The sequence below is a fragment of the Streptomyces sp. NPDC003011 genome (assembly GCF_053591515.1).
Genome location: NZ_JBSFTY010000054.1, coordinates 1 through 19,025, shown reverse-complemented (window position 1 = coordinate 19,025; position 19,025 = coordinate 1). Strand labels below are relative to the sequence as shown.

The window sequence follows — 19,025 nt, the reverse complement described above, 5'->3', positions numbered from 1 at the left end:
TCGTGGTCCAGGGGTCCCGAAGGAGAGCGCGTCCAGGTCCCAGTCGACACCCTCCGGGATCAGGAACATCAGCTCCAGCGGGTCGGCTGGCGGGTCCGCGCGCTCCTGCTCACCACACCGTGTTCTTCTTGGCGGGACCGGCCCGCTGCTACCTCCTGGGACGTTCCCCGCCCCCGGCGTACAACCTTCTGCCATACCAGGCCGTCTCCTCCGATAACAGCGCTACAGCAGCGTTGCATCATCAAGGGGGACGACATGCGACGAATCGGATCCGCGTTGGCGGCACTCGTGCTCGCCGGGACCGCGCTCGGGACGGCGGGGGCCACCGCGAGCGCCGCGCCGTTCGATGCGATGCGGGCGGCCGCGGCCTGTCCGACGGGCTGGGGCAGTGGCACCAAGGGCAGCCCCGACAGCGGTGCCGTGCCGCTGGCGGACATCAGGACCGGTCGGCACGACTGCTTCGACCGCATCGTGTTCGACGTTCCCGGCGGGGGCGGCCACATCGGCTACTTCGTCCGGTACGTCGACCGGCTCCACCAGGCCGGCTCGGGCGACCCCATCCCGGTGAGCGGCGGGGCAGTCCTCGAAGTCCGGGTCGCCGCGCCGAGCTACGACCCGGAGACCGGCGGGGTCGCGTACCCCGGCGACGTGGGCGGACCCCTGCCCGGCGTGAACCTCTCCGGCTACCGCACCTTCCGTGACACCCGGTTCGCCGGCAGTTTCGAGGGCGAGACCCAGATCGGCGTCGGCGTCCGCGCCCGGCTCCCGTTCCGGGTGATCCAGCTGCCCGACCGGCTGGTGGTCGACGTGGCCCACAGCTGGAACTGATTGCTGGATCGCTGGATGCCGCTTTCGCTGGGTATGTGTCCTGGCGGCGGGGTGGCGGGATGGCGCGGGTGCTCGGGGGGCGGGTGCTGGAAGCACGGCCGGGCTGTGACAAGGGCCGAGCCCAAGCGGTGTCCACCGTCTGGCGGCTGCCAGGAAGGCGCCGAAGGTTCTGGTGAAACGGTGCCGGATGGTGCGGCTGAGCCGGGACGGCTGGCTGGTCCCGCGCAGATCGCCGATGAGCTGAGGTGCGGTCAGAAGACCCCTGCGCTGCTGGTCGCGTATCCCGCTGCCGGCTGGCCGAACATCTGGGCGATGTGCCAGACGGCGTGGTCGGTGCCGTGGAAGAACACGTCCAGGCGCCCGTGGCCATCGGCCTCGACGACGGGCTCGCCGCCGATGTTCTGCGCGATCTGCTCGTAGGCGCTCCAGTCGGTGCCGTTGACGATGGTCTGCTCGTTGACCCACAGGTGACCGCTGCCCCAGTGGAAGACGGCCAGCCGGGCGTCGGCGGCCCGGGCGACGGCCGGATTTCCGGTCAGAGTGCCGCCGAGGCTGCTCAGTGTGGCCCACCCGTTGTAGTCGTCTGTCTGCGGGAGGTGCCACAGGGCGTTGTCGGTGCCCCGGAAGAACACTTCCAGGCGCCCGTCGGCGTGGGTGCCGATGACAGGGTCGCCGCCGATGTTCCGCACGATGCTCCGGGGACTTTCCCAGCCGTTGTGGTTGGCGTCCCGCTGGCGGACGACCCACAGGTGACCGTCGGTGCCGCGGAAGAACGCCTGCAGTCGGCCGCGGGCGTCGGTCGCCACCGCCGGGTCGCCCGACAGGGTGCCGCCCAGGGCGGCAGGGCCGGTCCAGTTGCCGTAGCCGGCTTTGGTGGTCTCCCACACATGCCACAGGGCGTCGTCGGTGCCCCGGAAGAAAGCCTCCGGGCGGCCGTCGGCGTTCAACCCGGGGACCGGGTCACCCCCGATGTTGTCGGCCAGCACCTTCCCTGGACCGTAGGTGCCGTTGATGACCGTCTGCCAGGGATGTTCGAGGTTGCCCTGCCCGCTCCGGAAGAACACCCCGATGCGCCGCGCGGCCGTCCGCAGGGCGGAGGGATCACCGGACAACGTGCCGGCGCCGATGTTCTCCCACTCGGACCAGCCGCCCCAGGTCTGCTGATGGCAGGTCGACAGGGCGTTGTCCGCCCGGCCCCTGAGGAACACCTCCAGGCGGCCGTCCGAAGAGGGCGCCACCGCCGGATCACCCGTCAGCTGTCCGCCGAGCGAGGCCGCCGGGCCCCAGGACATACCCGGCGTCGAAGGAACCGTCATGTTCTTCCCCTCCTGCTTTCACCCCCCAGAATTCCAACCAGGGGAATCACTTCTTGCACCTGATCAACTGCTCGTAGCGGCCACGGGCAGATCCGCCGCCTGCGGTTCCATGGCGCAGCGACAGAAGTCGCCGGGAGCCGGCCTGTCGTTCAACGCGCCTCTGTACAGCACCCCCTGACCACCCCATGTGAACCAGCGAGCCGGGGCGGTGAGGCGCTGGCAGCGATTACGAGGTCCGCGACGAGCGAGGCGATCGACGGGCGCGGTCACCGGCTCCCCGGCCGCTCGCCGACCGCTCTCCGACTGCTCTCCGACGCGCTGCTGCTCGGCAGGTACGACACCGAAGGCCGCCTTCACATCTGCCGCACCACGGCCGCACCACGGCCGCACCACGGCCCTCTGCCGAGCGGCACAGGCTACGGTCGCCGGCCTGCCCGCCACCGGGCGGCGCGGTCGTCCGTGGACAGGCTGGTCGTTCAGCGCCGGGGCAGCAGGGCCGTGATGCGGCGGTGGAGGCCCTTCGAGGGTTATCGCGTGCGGAAGCGGCGGAAGAGGTTTCGGGCCACGTACACGCCCGGGCCGCCGAAGCCGACGATGTCGACGCGTCCGTCACCGGTGATGTCGGCGAGGAAGCGGGGGTGGAGGTCGACCCGCCAGGCGCCCGCGTCCTCGTCGTACCCGAAGCCGCGGCACACCAGCTGGGCCTGGTCGAACCGGCCGTCGCCGCGGTTGTGCGACACCCAGACCCCCTCGTCGCCGAAGCCGACGATGTCCGGATTGCCGTCGCCGGTGACGTCGGCGAGGAACCGGAGGTGCTTCTTGCCCGTCCACCCCTGGGCGAGCCCGAAGTCGTTCAGGATGAGCGTGGAGGGCTCGAACCTGCCGTCGCCGCGCCCGCGTGCGACGACGACGCCCTGCGGGCCGAACCCGACGATGCTCACCGCTGCGCCGCTGGTGGTGCTGATGAGGAACCGGGGGTGCTCCTCGACCGAGCTCCACCCCTGGTCGACCCCGAAGTCGTCGAGGACGTACAGGGGGTCTGCGAACGTCCTGTCCTCGTCCTGGAGTGACACCCAGACGCCGTCGTCGTGGCAGCCGACGATGTCGGCGCGTCCGTCACCGGTGGTGTCGGCGAGGAAGCGGGGATGCTTGTCGGCAAGCCAGCCACCCGCCTTCTCGTCGTGGCCGAACGCCCGCAGAGCCGGTTCGTCGGCGAGTGGTGTGAACTTTCCTTCCTCGTCCTGGAGTGATACCCAGACGCCGTCGTCGTGGCAGCCGACGATGTCGGCGCGTCCGTCACCGGTGGTGTCGGCGAGGAAGCGGGGATGCCTGTCGGTGAACCACCCGCCGGCCTGCTGGCTGTGTCCGAACGCCTTGAGAACCGGCTCGGCGCTCGCGGGCCCGAACGCCCCGCCCTTGTCCTGGAGCGACACCCGGACACCGTCGGCGCAGAGCATGACGGCGTCGGGCCTGCCGTTGCCTGTCGTGTCCGCGAGGGTCCACAGGTCCTTGGGGCTCGGGGATGGTGCGGGCTGGTGCAGGACGCGCTCGTCGTCGTCGAACGTGCCGTCGCCTTGGGTGGAGGCCGTCACAGCCCCCTTCGCGGGTTTGAGCCCCACGACGTCCGCTCGGCCTGCTCCCGTGGTGTCGGCGAGGAACCGGTCACCGAGCCCGGCCCACCAGCCCGGTTGCCCGCTGGGAGAGCGGCCTGCTCCGACGCTCTTCCACCCGCCGGCGTCCTGGTCACTCCCGAACCGCTTGAGGACCAGCAGCATGTCGCTGAGGGAGGGCGTCGCGTCGGGTGCCGGCCGCAGCGCGGCCGAGCCGGCGAGCCGCCAGGACCGGCGGCCGTTCCAGTGACTCAGGGGCGCCCAGCGCAGCACGGGGTCGCTGGTGCGCTCGGGCTCGGCCGGGACGAACCGCCACCGCTGGCTCTCCGCGCTGTCGTCGTACTCGCGCAGGACGACCCGGATGTCGTCCGCTCCGGGGTCGGCGAGGTCGAGAACGGCGCCGTCGGATGCGCCCTCGATGAAGTAGAGGCCCGCTTCGCCCTCCACGGAGATGACGTGCCACTGCTGGCCCTTCTTGCCGGCGGCGGCGTCCCACTGGCGGACGCTGCGGTCCGCCGCGGCGGGGTTGTCGAGCACCTTGCCGCCGACCACGTTGCGGATCACATAGGCCTGCGCGTCCTGTGCGGGCTGTACGGGGGTGAGCTGCCACTGCTCCGGGCTCGGGCCGCCATCGGGGAAGTCGCGGACGACGAGCGCCCCGTCCGCGCCCGGCGCGGCCTTGGCGCCGAGCGTCTTCCCCGTGGCGGCGTTGACGATCTGAAGCTTCAGTTCTTGCGTGGGCACGGGCATCGTGATGCCTCTTCCAGGCGATGCGGGCGTTGACCCGGGACGGGTTGGGTACGGCGGTGGCCGCCGGTCACGTGAAGACGTGGTGGTAGGGGACGTTCCACTCGCTGGGCAGCCGCGGGTAGAACGTGTTGATGACCGTCCCGGTGAAGTCCCCGCCCCAGTTGTAGGTGAGACGCACCTCGCTGTCGGCCGCCACCGCGTGGTCCTTGAACCCGAGGATGGCGTCGGGGTGGGTGATCGGCACGAAGGTGATCCCGCCCCACGGCGTCACCGTGACGACCCAGAGCTGGGTGTCCTCGGGCGCGCCGTTCTTTCCGCGCCACAGGGCGTCCACCTTGTCGGGGAGGCCGACCTGGACGGTGTCCGCCGTGCTCTTGGGGGCCTCCTGGTGGACGGTGATGCGCCGGCGCTGCGGTTTGGGCACGCCGTCGTCGCCGCGCCCGGCGGCGGCTGTGCCTGCACCGGAGGGTTTGAGCGGCACCTGGCCCGCGGCGCTCTCGATGAAGTACAGCGGCCGCTGCCCGAAGAAGCCGGCGGGGGTGACGTACCAGAGGTGGCCCTGTGCGTCCTTGGTGGCCGGGTCGAGCGCGGTGGCCAGCTTGACCCCCTTGGTGTGACTGTCCTCCTTCAGCTCGGCGGGCCGCAGGTAGCCGCCGTTGAAGGCGTGGACGAGCATGACCGGCCGGTTTTCGAGCAGCGCTGCCACGATGGCGTTGTCGTAGCTGTTCACCGCTACCGGGCCGCCGACCACCAGATTCGCCATCGCCGTGCGTTCTTGGGTGTACATCGCGGAAACCTCACCTGTTCTTGATGTGGAGAACAATGCGCCGGCCGCTCAGTGCAGTGGTTTGTCACGCGGCATTACCGCAGGCCCTGATCGCCCCGGGTCGAATGAACTCCGAAATTGAATGGACGACCGCATGGAATACCCTCACCCGCGGTGACAGTCGCGGCCACAACATGCGCAGGCAGGACTCTTGGGAAGCCATCGACCGAACGATCGGCAGCGCTTCAACTTACTTCCCAATCACGGGAGTTGGGACCGGCTGGAGAACCTTTTTCACTCGAATGGGCGTGATGCGAAAAGACACCTTCCCAGGCAATGGGGCCCCTGCTAGCTTCGATTTTGGAATGCGCGCAGATCACTGTCTCCATTTCACCAAGTGCGGTTCTGCCGGATCAGTCAAGGATGGGGAATGCCTTCCAACGCGTACAACCTGGAACGGGTCAAGCGCCAGCCGCTGACGAAGAAGAACCTGCGGGAACTCGACATCGATCAGACCTGGCGGTCGGTCCTGAATCATCCGAACTTGGTCTACACCGACAACAACGGCGTGCAGCACAAGCCCGTCGGGTTCTCCATCAACAAGGTGAGCTTCGGCGCCTTCCCCGGATCCGCGTTCGATCTGGGCTGGCTCGCCTACATGACCCTCGGGGAGCCGCTGATCGAGGAGCGGGGCAACATCAGCCAGCCCCCGCCCGACACGTTCTCCTCACGCGCCTACGTCAACCGCAGTCAGACGTCTTCGATGACATTCACCGACTCGGTCGATTTCACCGTGTCGAACGGGGTCACGTGGTCGCTCCACGGGGATGCCAAGCTCACCTTCGGCGGCAGTGTCGGCGCGCAGTTGCAGCTGCAGCTGCAGAACCAGCTCAAGCTGGATCTCCAGGCGCAGCTCCAGACGCAGCTCCGGAACGACATGGCGAACAAGAACGCGAACACCGTGACCAACAAGAACAGCAAGGACAGCGTCGGGGTGGACAACGCCAACGCGACCGAAACGGCCGCGACGAACTCCGTGGGAAACTCCGCGGCGAACTCGATGACGAACTCGGTGGCGTTCACGACCCAGGGCAGCGCCACCGGCAGCGCGTCGCTCAACGCGCAGTTGGCGCTGGGCATCGCGGCCTCCGTCGGCGGCTCCCTGACCACCAGCTGGACCTCGAAATCGCAGATCTCCGGCCAGGTCCCGCCGAGCTCCCGCGTGGAGACCATCGCCACGCAGCGGCGTACCCACAAGCACTACACGTACGAGATCCCGGTGACCTTCAGCGGGTTCATCGCGGTGAAGTACGCGGTGCCGGTGGCGGTGCTGTCTCCCCCGCAGTCCGGGAACCTCCCCGGCCTCGACCAGGTGGTCGCCCGCGACATCGGCGACATCGACCTGGCGGGCGGCGCCGGCTTCCGCATGAAGGGACTGGCCGAGGTCGTCTCCGCCCTGGAGGTCCACCACACAGTGTTCGACGACGAGAGCCTGACCTACAGCCAACGAGCGCTGTACAAGGGGCCTTGACCGGGCGGCGGCGCCGCCACGACGACGACCAGGGGTGATGACCATGGTGTTCGACAACATCTTCACATTCGCGAACCACAGCGCAGGGCTCTTCTCCGTGAACACCGACGACGTCAAGTCGCAGCCGGGTGCGGACGTCGACTTCGAGGACGCCGAGGACGGCACATACGACGACAAGAGCACGAGCCTGTTCAGCAACACGATCCACGGGGCTTCCTCCCGGGCGACAGTCGTACAGGAGCAGTCACCCGAAGCACGGGCCGTCCTTGGCTTCCTCGGCTCCTTCATCCAGACCACCCAGGCATCAGCCGGTGCACAGGCCCAGCACGCCCATGCCGGTTCGGTGTCCGAGGCAGCATCCGCCGGCATGAAGGCGTCGAGTCCGACAGTGACGGAGCACAGCGGCCTCAAGAAGAACGAGGACCTGGAGAACAGGCCGAAGAAGGACGAGTACACCAAGCCCCCCAAGACCCCGGAAGCGCCCAAGAGCCCAGAAGCCCCCAAGGCGCCCAAGGCGACCGCCGAGAACCCGCCCAAATCCCAGTAGCGCCCCGGGCACGAAGGGGGCAGGGGCGAGACCGCCCCTGCCCCCTTCGTGTGTCACACGGGAAGCAGCTGCCACTGCCGGTCCCGGTGATCACCCTCCGCCCTGTCCTGCTTGATCACCGCGCGGGCGTTGGTGTCGACCCGCAGAAGCAATCCGCTGTTGCGGTTCGCGATCTCGTACACCCGCGGGGTGTCGTTCGCCGAGCCCACCGGGATCAGCCTCCACTGCTGGTGGCGCGCGTCCGCCCCCTCGTAGGCGCGCTGCGCCACCACCGCCCCGGCCGCCTCCTGCGCTCCGACGACCTCCAGGACCTTGCCGCTGCGCACGTTCTCGAACCGGTACAGGACGTCGCCGTCGTGCTGGCCCGCCGCGACCAGCCGCCATCGCTGGTGGTCCCGGGAAGCGGCGAGCAACTGGTGGATCTCGGCCCCGTCCTTGGTGGACTCGCGCAGGACCGCCATCCGCAAGGTGCTCCGGACGTTGCCCCAGCAGACCACCGTGCCCGACTCGGGCAGCCCGGCCATCCTCGCCGACGCGATCTTCCGCACCCGGTGGTTGACATGGTCGGCGATGTAGAGGGCGTCGACGCAGTCCACGGCGAGCCCGAACGGGTTGCGGAGCTGGGCGGAAGCCGCTGGGCCGCCGTCACCGCCGAAGCCCGCGGCGCCCGTACCGGCCACCGTGCTGATCTTCCCGTCGGCCGCGATCTTCCGGACCCGGTGGTTGGAGTGGTCGGCGATGTAGAGAGTGCCGGAGCTGTCGGCCACCACCCCCACGGGGATGTTCAGCTGGGCCGAGATCGCCGGGCCGCCGTCACCGCCGAAGCCCGCGGCGCCCGTACCGGCCACCGTGCTGATCTTGCCGTCGGCCGTGACCTTCCGGATCCGGTGGTTGCTGGCATCGGCGATGTAGAGGTCGCCCGCGGCGTCCACCTCCACTTCGTGCGGGCCGTTCAGCTGGGCCGAGGCGGCAGGCCCGTTGTCCCCGCTGAATCCGGCGGCCCCGGTCCCCGCGACCGTGCTGATCTTCCCGTCAGTCGCGATCTTCCGGACCCGGTGGTTGCTGTACTCGGCCACGTAGAGGACGCCGGCGCTGTCCACCGCCACCCCCAAGGGGAGGTTCAACCGGGCGGCGGTGGCGGGGCCGCCGTCACCACCGAAGCCCGCGGCGCCCGTGCCGACGACCGTGCTGATCTTTCCGTCGGTCGTGATCTTCCGGATCCGGTGGTTGCTGGCATCGGTGATGTAGACGGCGCCTGCGCTGTCCACCGCCACTGCGCGCGGGCAGTTCAACTGGGCCGAGAGGGCAGGCCCGTTGTCCCCGCTGAATCCGGCGACCCCGGTCCCCGCGACCGTGCTGATCTTCCCGTCGGTCGCGATCTTCCGGACCCGGTGGTTGCTGTAGTCGGAGAAGTAGACGGTGCCCGCGCTGTCCACCGCAACCCCGTACGGGCCGTTCAACTGCGCTGTAGCAGCAGGCTCGTTGTGCCCTTTGAACCCCGCGACCCCGGTCCCCGCGACCGTGCTGATCCAAGGGGCGGATCGCCCGTCACCTGTTGCTCCCGCGTGGTCAGTGCTCATCGTCATCCCTTCACCGTCCCGACCGCCGACTGCGGGAGGTTTCCGATTGATTCCCGGTCGCCGCCCCGAATGTCGGCGCCGGCCCCGGGCATCACGACCCAGGAACTGGCGTCGTTGCTGGTGCAGCGGTAGATCTCACCGCTCGCGTTCACACCCCACACGTTCGTCCGCGCCCCCGTCGCGATGGCCACCAGAACACCGGACACCTGCGTCCGCACAGCCATGCACTGCCCCTCTCGTCGTCTCGGCACTGCTCTGCGATAGTGACGCCGACAACGGACAACAAGGGACGAAAACCAGGACGCCAGATCACGCAACCGTCTGGAAAAGGCATGTTTGCCCACGGGCGGCCCCGGGACGTCTTCCTGGCCGGGTGAGGCCCTCACCAGGATGCGACCGAAAGGCCGGTCACCCTCAAGAGGTAACGGCACACAGGGCGTTGACGACGCTGCGGTCCTTGCCGCCGTATGATCGAGATGCAAGGGCCGTGGCGGGACGTCGACCAGGTCGAGCGGGCGTTCTTCCAGTGGGTCACGTGGTGCAACGAAGAACGCCTGCACTCCGCACTCGACTACGCACCGCCCGCCGAGTACGAACGCGACTTCTGGCGACAACAGGGAGCCACCCCGCAGTCCGCCTGAAACAAGACCGCCGGACTCCACGAAACCCGGAGCGGCTCAGTCAGGAGTCAGGAGTGTCCTGCTTCCGAGGGCGGGCACCACGCCGCTCCGTCATCGCTGCCTCGGAGACCGCAGAAACCCATCTGTCGCGGCCGTTGGGCGCCTTCCACCCGCTGGACGGAGATGAGCTTGTCGAGCGGTACCTGTCGGTCCACCACACCGCCGAAGTCGATGCGGCCGCTTTCCCCGTCGAGCGAGGCGGCGCCGTGGATTCCGCTCAGGGCATGCCAGACGGCGGTTGGGGTCAGCGGCACGCTGGGGGCGGTGTCCCTCAAGCGGGCGATGGCCTTCAGATAGAGGTTCACCGCGTCGAAGGCGAGGGCCGCGTGCCCGTCCAGCGAGGTGTCTCCGACGCGTCGGCACTCTTCGTGGAACAGGTCTTTCATCGTGCTGTACAGGTCGCTGGGACCGTCGCAGGAGGCCGAGCCGACGGTGAAGTCGAGAAACTCGTAGGGGACTCGCGGGAACGCCTTGCGCCGGTCCGGGTCCGCGCCGAGGCGGGCTACGTCGTCACCGCCGAGGAACCTGGGAGGAGCCGAGCCGCAGGTGTCGTTGGTAGCGCCCAGGATCGTCTCGAAGTCCTCGGTGCGGCCCGCGAAGAAGGTCAACCCCGCGTATCCGCATGCCTGTTCACCGATAGCGCGTGCCCCTGGTCCCGCAGGCGTGTGAGGGGATGCCGGCGAGGGGACGTAGCCCTGCTGCTCCACCTCGAAGCCGGCCGCCTTGAAACTTTTCGCGGCGTCCTGGCGTAAGTTCGCGCTGTATTCGTCGCTCGGGTCGAGGGAGTACACGACGCGCACCGTGCGCTGCTTCAGTTTTCGTTCGTCGGCGAGATGGTCTGCGTAGGCGGCGGCGACCGCGGCTTCGCGCCGGTTCTGCGGCGAGACCTGGTAGTAGAGCGAGGAGTGCTCGGGGAGAATGTCCGCCGACAGGGTCGTGGCGACCATGGGAAGTCCGACCCGGGTGAGTTCGTCGATCGTCGTGATCGTAGCCTTGCGGCTCTGGTCGAGGCCGGTGACGCCGACGATGCTCGGATCGGTCCGCATCATCTCCTCGATCTCGCGGGCGACGTCGGGCCCGAACCGCATGCCGGTGCCGGCGCTCGCCGGGAAGATCCGCAGGATGGGTTCCTTGTCGCCGGGCTTGTCGAGCTGCCGGCGCTGAGCACTGGCCGCGCCCTGCAACTGCTCGCGGGCGTACGACAGCGCACTGTTCGTCTCGCCGGTGGGGGCGCTGAGGAGGGCGGACAGATGGACGAGCGTGACGAGCGGCCGGGAGGAATCGGAAGCATGGAGGCGTTCCGCTTCCTTGTTCTGGGCTGCGATGGTGCCCAGGGTCTTGCGTACGCGCTCGTCGGTGGAACCGAAGGCAAAACCGTTCGGCGCGACGCCGATGCACTCGCCGGTCTCCTCGCGCCACAAGGTCTGCGCATCTGGGGTGCTGCGGCCAAGCCCGCAGTGCTGCCGCTGCCATTCCCGCTCGTCATCCCGGTGGTTGACCATGATGTGCCCGGCAACCGTGCTGAGCACGACGAGACCCACCGTGCCGGCCGTGACCGCCGCGGCTCGCCCTGTCCACGCGGGTGGACGCGGCACACTCAACCGGCGGGCTATGGCGGCGCTGTCGCGCTGTAGCTCGTAGCGTTCGTCACTGGTCGGGGCCGTCGCCGGAATCCGCACCGGCATGTACCAGAACCCAGCAGGCCGACCACCTGCGGCGGTCCTCAACCGCTCGCACCAGGCACTGTACGGGGCCGGGTCGTCCGTGAGGGCCCGGACCCTCACGGGTTCATCCGGCTCCTCCGAGCGGCTTGTCACGAGCAACAGCGGGTCGAAGGCACCGATGTCATTACGCACTTCCGCGAACAGCCGCACGAGCTCCAGGCCGCCGTTGCTCTCACTGACCCCTTGCAGGAACGCCACGCAGTAGGCCGTACGGCGGTGAGCTCGCCGACGCCACGGTCGGCGCCGATAAGCGACCCGCAAGTCCTCCAGGAATGCATCGATCATCAACTTGCTGATCTGCTGCGGGTCTTCTCGTCCCCACCGGGGCTGGGTCAGACGCACCGCGAACCCGATGAAGGTCCCCGGGTCCGCCGGCGCCATGTATGGCTGATGCATCAGCCACCGGTATTCACGCCCCAGACCACGCCAGACCCGGAACCAGATGACCGGCAGCAGGTGCAGTCCAAAGAGATACGCCCACCAGGGCACCTGGCCCTGCAGCGAAACCTCGGTACTCGGGCTGCGCATGAACCCGAAAAACCGTCTGCGCTCAAGCTCACGGTCACGCAGACGCCGCAGCACGATCTGGCCGTGCCGGCTGTCCGGCTCATGAGCCGTATCCGTCATCTCCAGCAGCCAGTTGACCAGCCCCAGACGCCGGAAACGAACACGCCTGTCGTGTCCGTATCGGTCTGACGAGTACTCGTTGGCCAGCTCAACGAGGATGCCACGGCACAGTTCAGCCCGCTGCCAGACGGGAGGCAGGTAGTTCTCCGCACCTTCGCCGCCGCGGTCATCGACAACCTTCTGCCACTTCTTGTCCATGTCGACTCGCTGATGCGGAACGGACCGTGGCTGAGCCTCGCTCAAAGCCTGATCGATCTGCTGCGCGAGCGCTTCGTGCTGGTCACCGAGCAAACTGAGGATCGGGATTCCATCCCGCTCCGGCACTTCGCTGGGCACCTCGCCCTTCGCCGGCCGGCACACCAGCTTTCTCAGCAGCTCGAACAGCAGAGTGGCATGCTCGAAGACGGGCTCCACTGGTCCCCCGTACCCCTGGTGATCCAACGACGCAGTACTGGAACGTCCGCACTTTAGTGTGCAGGCGCCTCGGCGACCAGGGCCGCGTCACTTGTCGAGCCACCAAGCCGGCGCTTCCGTGCTCTCCTTGACGCCCGTTCGGACTTCCCGTGTGCTGCTCGGCGTGTTCGCGCGCCAGCCCCGCTTCTGTGGACGCACGAGCGCGTGGTCGAGGAGAGGCCCGGCCCGGCCTTTCCTGGGCGAGGCGGTCCCGGAAGGCGGGAAGCACGCTGTGGCGGAAGCCGGGGTCGGGCGGATGTCCCCAGTCCGACCTGGTTGCGGTCGACCAGTCAGATACGAAGTGGTGCTGAAGCGCCGGCGACCGGAGCGGGGGTGGCGTCACATCGGCCGAGCACCGGCGCCGCCGCATCATGGCGCATGCCGCATCCGGGTTCGCGCTCACGTTCCGGCCGCTCCTACAGCGTGTCCGAATAGTGTGCGAGGACGCTCGGTGTAAGACAAGTCGCTCGGATACGGTCTTCGCTCCATGCCCGCATCCCGGCATCCCGGCATCCCGGCATGAGCATGGTGAAAAGCTGGCCTGTACGGCGATCAGTACCATGAACGAGCGATCAGGAACCGAGGAAGATCGGACGCAACGCCCTCTCAGTCGGCGGACGAATACTTCCGCTGGAGGCGATCTAAGTAATCGATCCGCTTCCGGACCTGTTCGGGCGTCTCCACTTGCCTTCTCTGCTCACGTTGTCGCGCGGTGAGAGGGGGGCCTGCTGAGGGCGTGTTCCCATCCCGGTCTGTCACTGTGAACTGACCGCCATGCCCTTCGCCTTCGTTCACATCGGTCTGAGCAGTCGAGAGGGCGGAAGCGCACACAAGTCCAACCCCCGCGAGCACGCCGATGAGCACAGTCCTTCGGTGCATGGCCACCTCAGTCCACCTGGCTACGTATGAGCCAGAAGCGTACGGCCTTTCGAGAGCCTGTCGCCCGCAAAAACAAGCCCTTCAGTTACGCCGAGTAGCGCGCAAGACAACACTTTAAGTTCCCAAACACTCACTCAAGGGCCCGGGTGCGGCGTAGAGATCGACGAGGGTCACGCCGTTGGCGACCACGCCGGGACGCACCTCTGCCCCCTAACAGTGAGGAGACGTTTCCGCCCATGTCCGGAGTCGGTCCTTCCGCCCGGTCCAGGGCCGCGGAGTGGCGCCCACACGAAGACATGCCCCAGATTCACGTCACCCTCCTGACAGGTGACCGTTGTCCGGGACCGTGGATACGCGGGTCCACCAGAGTCGGAGCCGGCAGGCGCCGGTGTGAGTGGCCACGGTGCCGGCGAGTGGCCGGTATTCAGCCGACCACGCGCGGAGCACGGCGCCGTGCAGCGACCTGGCCTCCGGCAGGGTGGCGTGGCGCGCATCCCCTGCCGGTGCGGTCACGGTGACAGTTCGATGCCGTCCACCTGGTCGTTGGCACTCACCAATCCCTCGTAGGTACCGCCGGGGCCTCCCCAGACCCACTCCCAGGCACCGACCCAGTTCTTGCCCACCACCCAGGCGCCGCCGGTCTGATGGTTGTAGTAGGAGCTGATCTGGTCGCGCCAGTTGGTGCCGTCGGGCATGTTGTAGTAAGTCAAGTCGTAGAAGCCGTAGTTGTAGAACTCCAGCCGGTAGCCCGTGGCGTCCCGGTGCTGCCACATGCAGGCCCAGCCGCTGCGGCAGTCACCGGTTCCGTCCGCGGCCCGCCTCGCGGGCACCACCGTCATGGTGACGCCGCGGTCGAAGCGCACCTGGTCGGTGCCGACCTGCACCGCGCCCGGGTTGTTGCGCAGCAGCGCGGTGACCTGGCTCTTCACCCAGGCGGATTCCTGGGCGGCGGCAGCGGACGGCGCCGTGAGCAGGCCGCCGGCAACGGCCGCCACGGCTGCCGCCGCGGCGAACAGTGTTCTGTGCAGTCTCATACGGTCCCCCTGTGGCGCGGTGCCCCATTGGGCGCACCGGATTGGTCCGGGCGATCATCCTCGTTGCCCGCACCGGCTCTCGCCATGCCTTTCGACGGTGCTCCAAACCCGCCGGTCGACACGTCGCCGGAAGAGCAGCCTCCGGTTGACAGCCCGCCGGACGAGCAGCCGTGGAGGAGATCGAGGCCCATCGGTGTGGGCGTATGCAGGACCGCTCCGCCGTTGCGCCGGGTGGCGATCAGCCCCGCCTCGCGCAGCACGGAGGTGTGATGGCTGGCGGTGGCCGGGCTGATCCCGGCGCGCACCGCCACTTCACTCGTCGTCAACCCGTCCGCAACGGCTCCGAGTGCGTCCAGCACTGCCGCGCGGGCCCGCCCCAGCAGCGCCGACAGAGTGTGCCGGCCGGCGGTCGCCGGTCCGTCCGGCGCGGCGAGCCAACGCGGGTCGTGCGCGACCGGGTACACCAGCACGGGAGTCAGCGTCTGGTCCTTGATCACGGTCGGTGCGGGCCAGCAGAAGAACGAGGGGATGATGCGTATGCCCCGCCCCGACAAGTGCAGATCGCCGTCGACATGGGCGCCCGTGACGTGCAGGACGGGCGACGCCCAGCGGAGTGACGGGTGGAGCCGGGAGAACAGGCCCTCGGACCCCGAACTCAGCACGGTACGTGCAGCCGCAGAGCGTTCGAGGTTGAACTGCTGGCGGATGTGCGGCCAGTACGGCGCGACGAGGTGTTCGTGGTGCCATCGCACGAGCCGGACCAGCTCGTGCAGGGGCCCGGAGGCGCCCTCGGCCAACTGCTTCGCCCAGCCGGGCAGGGCACCGGAGTGGGAGAGTTCCCTGACGTCGGCACGCAGGCGCCGCTTCGGCGTCGACAGCAGTGCCTGCAGGCCCGCCTCCAGACCGAGCACGCCTTCGGCGGGGGTGAGGAAGTCCGCCGAGTAACCGCGGGCCGGGGCCAGCACCCGCCAGGCGGGCAGCACCACCGCGGCCCGTGTCGCGGCCTATGGCGGCGCTGGCGCCGGTGATGCCCGGCTCTCACCGGTGCCGCTGGACATATCCAGCGCGGTGAACATGCTGGTGGTGCGTGCCGGGCGCAGTCGCGTCCGGCGGTTCGTAGACAGGAACGCGACTGCTGAGCCACCCGCGCTTCATCCCCCAGCTCGTCGCGGATCAATCTGGTCGCGCTGTGGTTCGTCGAGTTGACGACCCGCAGGCTCAGTAGTGCCATAGGCGGCATTTGGCGAGGCTCGAGGATTTCGTCGGCGGCCCCGTCCACACGAAGGGCGTCCCGCCACCGCAGCGTCGCCGCACTGGAGAAGGACGTCCGCGCCTGGACCAAGCAGTGAACCGCGGTCTCGAAGTCGCAAGTCGCGCCTGGCTCCTGCCGTAGGAGCGCTCTCGGGAACCTACCGGTTCCTCCTCCGTTTCGAGCAAGCGACGTTGGGCGATGAGGTAGCCGAGCTCGGCGCGGCTGCGGCTGCCCAGGACGTCGGCGACCTTTTTGATGTGTGCAGAGACCGTGCGGGAGCTCACGCCCAGCCGGTGGGCGATCGTTTCGCCAGGCTCGCGGCCGGCGCTCCCGATGGGTTCCTACGCGGAACTACGGAGGCAGGGGCGGCCTTCGCGGAGTCCGAGCGGCGACAGCGGGAGGCGTACGACGACGTCCTGCACATCGAGGTCCCGCACAACGGCAGCCCCAACTCCCACTGTCGAGTCTCTCCTCCGTGTCCTGTCCGCCAGGCCGACGTCAGTCGGTGACGAGGTCTTCCGGGGCGGACCGGGCGAGTTCGGCGAGCGTGCCGAGCGCCTGGGACAGGACGTCCGGCTGTGGAGAGGCGAGGCCCAGGCGAACGGCGTTGCGGACGTGGTTGCCACCGATGGTGAACGCGGCGGCGGGCACCACCCCGATGCCGTGCCGCGCGGCGGCGGCGACGAACGTGTCCGCGCGCCATGGGCGGGGCAGTTGCCACCAGCAGTGATAGGAGCGCGGGTGGCTCTGCACCGCGAAACCGGCGAGGTGCCGGGCCGCGATCTCCTGCCGTACCGCCGCTTCCCGCTGCTTGGCGGCCACCAGCTTCTTCACGGCGCCGTCCTGCTGCCAGCGGTGGGCGGCCTCCAGGGCGAAGCGCATGGGGGCCCAGCCGCCCGACCGCAGGGAGGCGGCGATCTCGCTCGACAGGGTGGGGGGTGCCACCGCGAAGCCGAGGGTCAGGCCGGGAGCGATGCGCTTGGACAGGCTGTCGATGAGGACGGTCCGCTCGGGAGCGTAGGCGGCGAGCGGCGGCAGTTCGTCGCGCAGGAACGCCCAGATGGCGTCCTCGACCGCGGGAAGCCCAAGTCTCAGCAGGGTTTCGGCCAGCCGCTCGACGCGCTGCTCGGGCATCGTGAGCGAGAGCGGATTGTGCAGTCTCGGCTGCACGTAGACGGCGTGCAGGGGGGCCGCGGCGTGGGCATCCGCCAGGGCCTCCGGGATGAGTCCGGCATCGTCCATGGCCAGCGGGACGAGGGTGATGCCGATCCTGGCGGCCACCGCCTTGATGACGGGGTACGTCAGCTCCTCGACACCAAGACGCCCGCCCGGTGGCACCAGGGCGGTGATGACAGCGGCGATGGCCTGCCGTCCATTGCCCGCGAACAGGATCCGCGCGGGGTCGGGGCGCCAGTCGCCGCAGGCGAGGATGTCGGCGGCTGCCTCCTGGACGGCCGGAAGGCCGGACGCGCCGACCGGCCGCAGGGCGTGCCCGAGGGCGTCGGGGCGCAGCAGCCCCGCGAGCCCTTCGGCGAGGAGCGCGCTCTGCTCGGGTACGGCCGGATAGTTGAGCTCCAGGTCGATCCGGCCGACCGCCGGTTCCGTGAGCGCGGGCAGGGAGACACGAGACGTCGCGGCCGTCGCGCGCACAAACGTGCCGCGTCCCACCTCACCCACCGTCAGGCCGCGGCGGGCCAGTTCCTGGTACACGCGCGTGGCCGTGGAGTTGGCGATGCCGTGCTGCCGCGCGAACTCACGCTGCGTGGGAAGGCGGTTGCCCGGCCGGAGGGAACCGGACCTGATCTCCTCGGCCACCGCGTCGGCAACGGTCTGATAGTCCTTCATGGGCGCGCACTCCCCTCGTTCCGTCCGCACGACGTCCATCCAACCACAGCATTGCACTCAGTGCAATACAGCAGTTGCATCGAGCTATCTCCCTACAATACGCTCCGGGCGTTGCCCCGAGGTCGTGAAGGGAGTCCCGGGCTCAGTGAATACGACGACACAAACCCGTTCACCGCTCGGCCGCACTCCCGCAGCCCTGCCCGACTGCCGTCAGTGCGGCTTCAGATCGCACCTGATCAGGTCGGATGCGATCGCCGACGCGCTGCGGGAGTACACGGCGCGCTGGCAGCGGCTGCTGCGGGACCCGGGGCTCAGCAGCCGACGCGCGGGAGTACCCACGTGGTCGCCCCTGGAATGCGGTTGCCACATCCGGGACATGTGCCTGCTGTTCCATATTCGACTCGATGCAATTCTGGGAAAATCGCCGATTGCACCGAGAGGAGTGGTCGGTACGGAGGTCGGCTCATCAGCGTATTGCCCCGATGCCGACCCTTACTACCGGGACGAGGAGCCGCAGCACGTGGCGGAGGAGCTGGGGCGGGCCGCCGAGGCCCTGGCCCACCGTCTGGCCATGCTCACCGCCGACGACTGGAGCCGCGACGATCCGCGCCTGGCCGACTCGCGGCTCACCGTCGACTTCTTCACCCGCCACCTCCTGCACGACATCGCCCACAACCTCGCCCACGACCTCGCCGAGGCCGGGCACGACGCCAGCGTCGACGAGGCGCGAAGAGAACGGCGGAGCAACGCATCTGAGATGAGGGGTTTTCATGGTTGAACTGAGCGGGATCCTCGGCGTGACGGTGGTAGCACTCGGCATGGTGCTCACCCCCGGGCCGAACATGATCTATCTCGTCTCCCGCAGCATCACCCAGGGCAGGCGCGCCGGGATGATCTCCCTCGGCGGTGTGGCACTGGGCTTCGTGCTGTATCTGGTCGCCACTAACGTGGGCATGTCTGTCGTCTTCATCGCCGTGCCCGAGCTGTACGTCGCGGTGAAACTGGCCGGCGCCGCCTACCTCGCCTATCTGGCCTGGAACGCCCTGAAGCCGGGCGGCATCTCCGTCTTCGACCCGCAGGACGTGCCGCACGACTCGCCGCGCAAGCTGTTCACCATGGGCCTGATGACGAACCTGCTCAACCCGAAGATCGCCATCATGTACCTCTCCCTCATCCCCCAGTTCATCGACCTCGACAAGGGCCACGTCCTCCTTCAGGGCCTCCTCCTCGGCTCGATCCAGATCGTGGTCAGCGTCGCGGTCAACCTGACCATCGTGCTCGCCGCCGGCGCGATCGCCGTCTTCCTCTCCCGCCGTCCCTCCTGGCTGAAGGCGCAGCGCTACATGATGGGCACGGTGCTCGGCGCCCTCGCCGTCTCCCTGGCCATCGACACGTCGGGCCCGGCCAACCCAAGCTAACGGAACGGCAGAACAGCAGCCGGAGAGCCGGTCGCGACATTCCGCGACCGGCCCTCCGGCGTTGTCCGATGCGCTGCGGCTGCCAGTCGTGGGCTGCGGTCAGGTGTTGTGCGTGTTCCTGGAGTGAGCGCACGCCCACGTCGCCGTGGGTGAGGGCGTCGATGCCCTGGACGGCGGCGGCGAGC

The 19,025-nt window shown here is 68.8% G+C and carries 15 protein-coding genes and 1 pseudogene; 6 read left to right on the top strand and 10 right to left on the bottom strand.

Translation table 11 applies throughout. The annotated features are described in order from the left end of the window. Nucleotides 1-255: 255 nt before the first annotated feature. Nucleotides 256-828, top strand: coding sequence for an AMIN-like domain-containing (lipo)protein (locus tag ACWD0J_RS26135; protein ID WP_451498274.1), 573 nt, complete (start codon nucleotides 256-258; stop codon nucleotides 826-828). Nucleotides 829-1,079: 251 nt separating this feature from the next. Here ACWD0J_RS26135 and ACWD0J_RS26130 read toward each other — a convergent pair whose 3' ends face one another. The 3 genes from ACWD0J_RS26130 to ACWD0J_RS26120 all read right to left on the bottom strand — a co-directional run bounded on the left by ACWD0J_RS26130 (nucleotide 1,080) and on the right by ACWD0J_RS26120 (nucleotide 5,291). Continuing rightward, nucleotides 1,080-2,144 (bottom strand): hypothetical protein, encoded by a 1,065-nt coding sequence (locus tag ACWD0J_RS26130; protein WP_451498273.1) that lies wholly within the window; start codon nucleotides 2,142-2,144, stop codon nucleotides 1,080-1,082. 527 nt (nucleotides 2,145-2,671) lie between these two features. Beyond that, complete coding sequence (locus ACWD0J_RS26125; protein ID WP_451498272.1) at nucleotides 2,672-4,504, bottom strand: FG-GAP-like repeat-containing protein; 1,833 nt, start codon at nucleotides 4,502-4,504, stop codon at nucleotides 2,672-2,674. Between the two features lie 67 nt (nucleotides 4,505-4,571). After that, complete coding sequence (locus ACWD0J_RS26120) at nucleotides 4,572-5,291, bottom strand: hypothetical protein (protein WP_451498271.1); 720 nt, start codon at nucleotides 5,289-5,291, stop codon at nucleotides 4,572-4,574. Nucleotides 5,292-5,700: 409 nt separating this feature from the next. Here ACWD0J_RS26120 and ACWD0J_RS26115 point away from each other — a divergent pair, with 409 nt between their 5' ends. Both ACWD0J_RS26115 and ACWD0J_RS26110 read left to right on the top strand, forming a co-directional pair. Further along, a complete protein-coding gene (locus ACWD0J_RS26115) occupies nucleotides 5,701-6,801 on the top strand; it encodes a hypothetical protein (protein WP_451498270.1) in 1,101 nt (366 codons plus the stop codon). 43 nt (nucleotides 6,802-6,844) lie between these two features. Continuing rightward, entirely contained in the window at nucleotides 6,845-7,348 is a 504-nt protein-coding gene (locus ACWD0J_RS26110; RefSeq protein ID WP_451498269.1) for a hypothetical protein, read from the top strand. 53 nt (nucleotides 7,349-7,401) lie between these two features. Here ACWD0J_RS26110 and ACWD0J_RS26105 read toward each other — a convergent pair whose 3' ends face one another. Both ACWD0J_RS26105 and ACWD0J_RS26100 read right to left on the bottom strand, forming a co-directional pair. After that, the gene (locus ACWD0J_RS26105) at nucleotides 7,402-8,928 is read right to left on the bottom strand and encodes an NHL domain-containing protein (protein ID WP_451498268.1); all 1,527 of its coding nucleotides are present in this window, start codon (nucleotides 8,926-8,928) and stop codon (nucleotides 7,402-7,404) included. Nucleotides 8,929-8,930: 2 nt separating this feature from the next. After that, complete coding sequence (locus ACWD0J_RS26100; protein ID WP_451498267.1) at nucleotides 8,931-9,152, bottom strand: hypothetical protein; 222 nt, start codon at nucleotides 9,150-9,152, stop codon at nucleotides 8,931-8,933. Between the two features lie 243 nt (nucleotides 9,153-9,395). On the opposite strand from ACWD0J_RS26100, the gene ACWD0J_RS26095 reads away from it, so the two are divergent. Then, nucleotides 9,396-9,569, top strand: coding sequence for an integrase core domain-containing protein (locus ACWD0J_RS26095; protein WP_451498266.1), 174 nt, complete (start codon nucleotides 9,396-9,398; stop codon nucleotides 9,567-9,569). A 47-nt stretch (nucleotides 9,570-9,616) separates the two neighbouring features. Here the strand turns inward: ACWD0J_RS26095 and ACWD0J_RS26090 are convergent, their stop codons facing one another. The 5 genes and pseudogenes from ACWD0J_RS26090 to ACWD0J_RS26070 all read right to left on the bottom strand — a co-directional run bounded on the left by ACWD0J_RS26090 (nucleotide 9,617) and on the right by ACWD0J_RS26070 (nucleotide 17,422). Next, entirely contained in the window at nucleotides 9,617-12,373 is a 2,757-nt protein-coding gene (locus tag ACWD0J_RS26090) for a hypothetical protein (RefSeq protein WP_451498265.1), read from the bottom strand. Between the two features lie 1,427 nt (nucleotides 12,374-13,800). Then, the gene (locus ACWD0J_RS26085) at nucleotides 13,801-14,325 is read right to left on the bottom strand and encodes a peptidase inhibitor family I36 protein (RefSeq protein WP_451498264.1); all 525 of its coding nucleotides are present in this window, start codon (nucleotides 14,323-14,325) and stop codon (nucleotides 13,801-13,803) included. Beyond that, the gene (locus ACWD0J_RS26080) at nucleotides 14,322-15,311 is read right to left on the bottom strand and encodes an ArsR/SmtB family transcription factor (protein WP_451498263.1); all 990 of its coding nucleotides are present in this window, start codon (nucleotides 15,309-15,311) and stop codon (nucleotides 14,322-14,324) included. The genes ACWD0J_RS26085 and ACWD0J_RS26080 overlap by 4 nt, the downstream gene beginning before the upstream one ends. A gap of 436 nt (nucleotides 15,312-15,747) precedes the next feature. Continuing rightward, nucleotides 15,748-15,885: pseudogene (locus ACWD0J_RS26075) on the bottom strand (LuxR C-terminal-related transcriptional regulator); the annotation flags it as partial. Between the two features lie 190 nt (nucleotides 15,886-16,075). Further along, a complete protein-coding gene (locus tag ACWD0J_RS26070; protein ID WP_451498262.1) occupies nucleotides 16,076-17,422 on the bottom strand; it encodes an aminotransferase-like domain-containing protein in 1,347 nt (448 codons plus the stop codon). On the opposite strand from ACWD0J_RS26070, the gene ACWD0J_RS26065 reads away from it, so the two are divergent. Both ACWD0J_RS26065 and ACWD0J_RS26060 read left to right on the top strand, forming a co-directional pair. Next, nucleotides 17,421-18,200, top strand: a complete 780-nt coding sequence (locus ACWD0J_RS26065; protein WP_451498261.1) for a DinB family protein — start codon at nucleotides 17,421-17,423, stop codon at nucleotides 18,198-18,200. The genes ACWD0J_RS26070 and ACWD0J_RS26065 overlap by 2 nt on opposite strands. Beyond that, nucleotides 18,193-18,840: a LysE family translocator gene (locus tag ACWD0J_RS26060; protein ID WP_451498260.1), complete on the top strand. Its 648-nt coding sequence runs from the start codon at nucleotides 18,193-18,195 to the stop codon at nucleotides 18,838-18,840. Before ACWD0J_RS26065 ends, ACWD0J_RS26060 begins: the two co-directional genes overlap by 8 nt. Nucleotides 18,841-19,025: the final 185 nt, after the last annotated feature.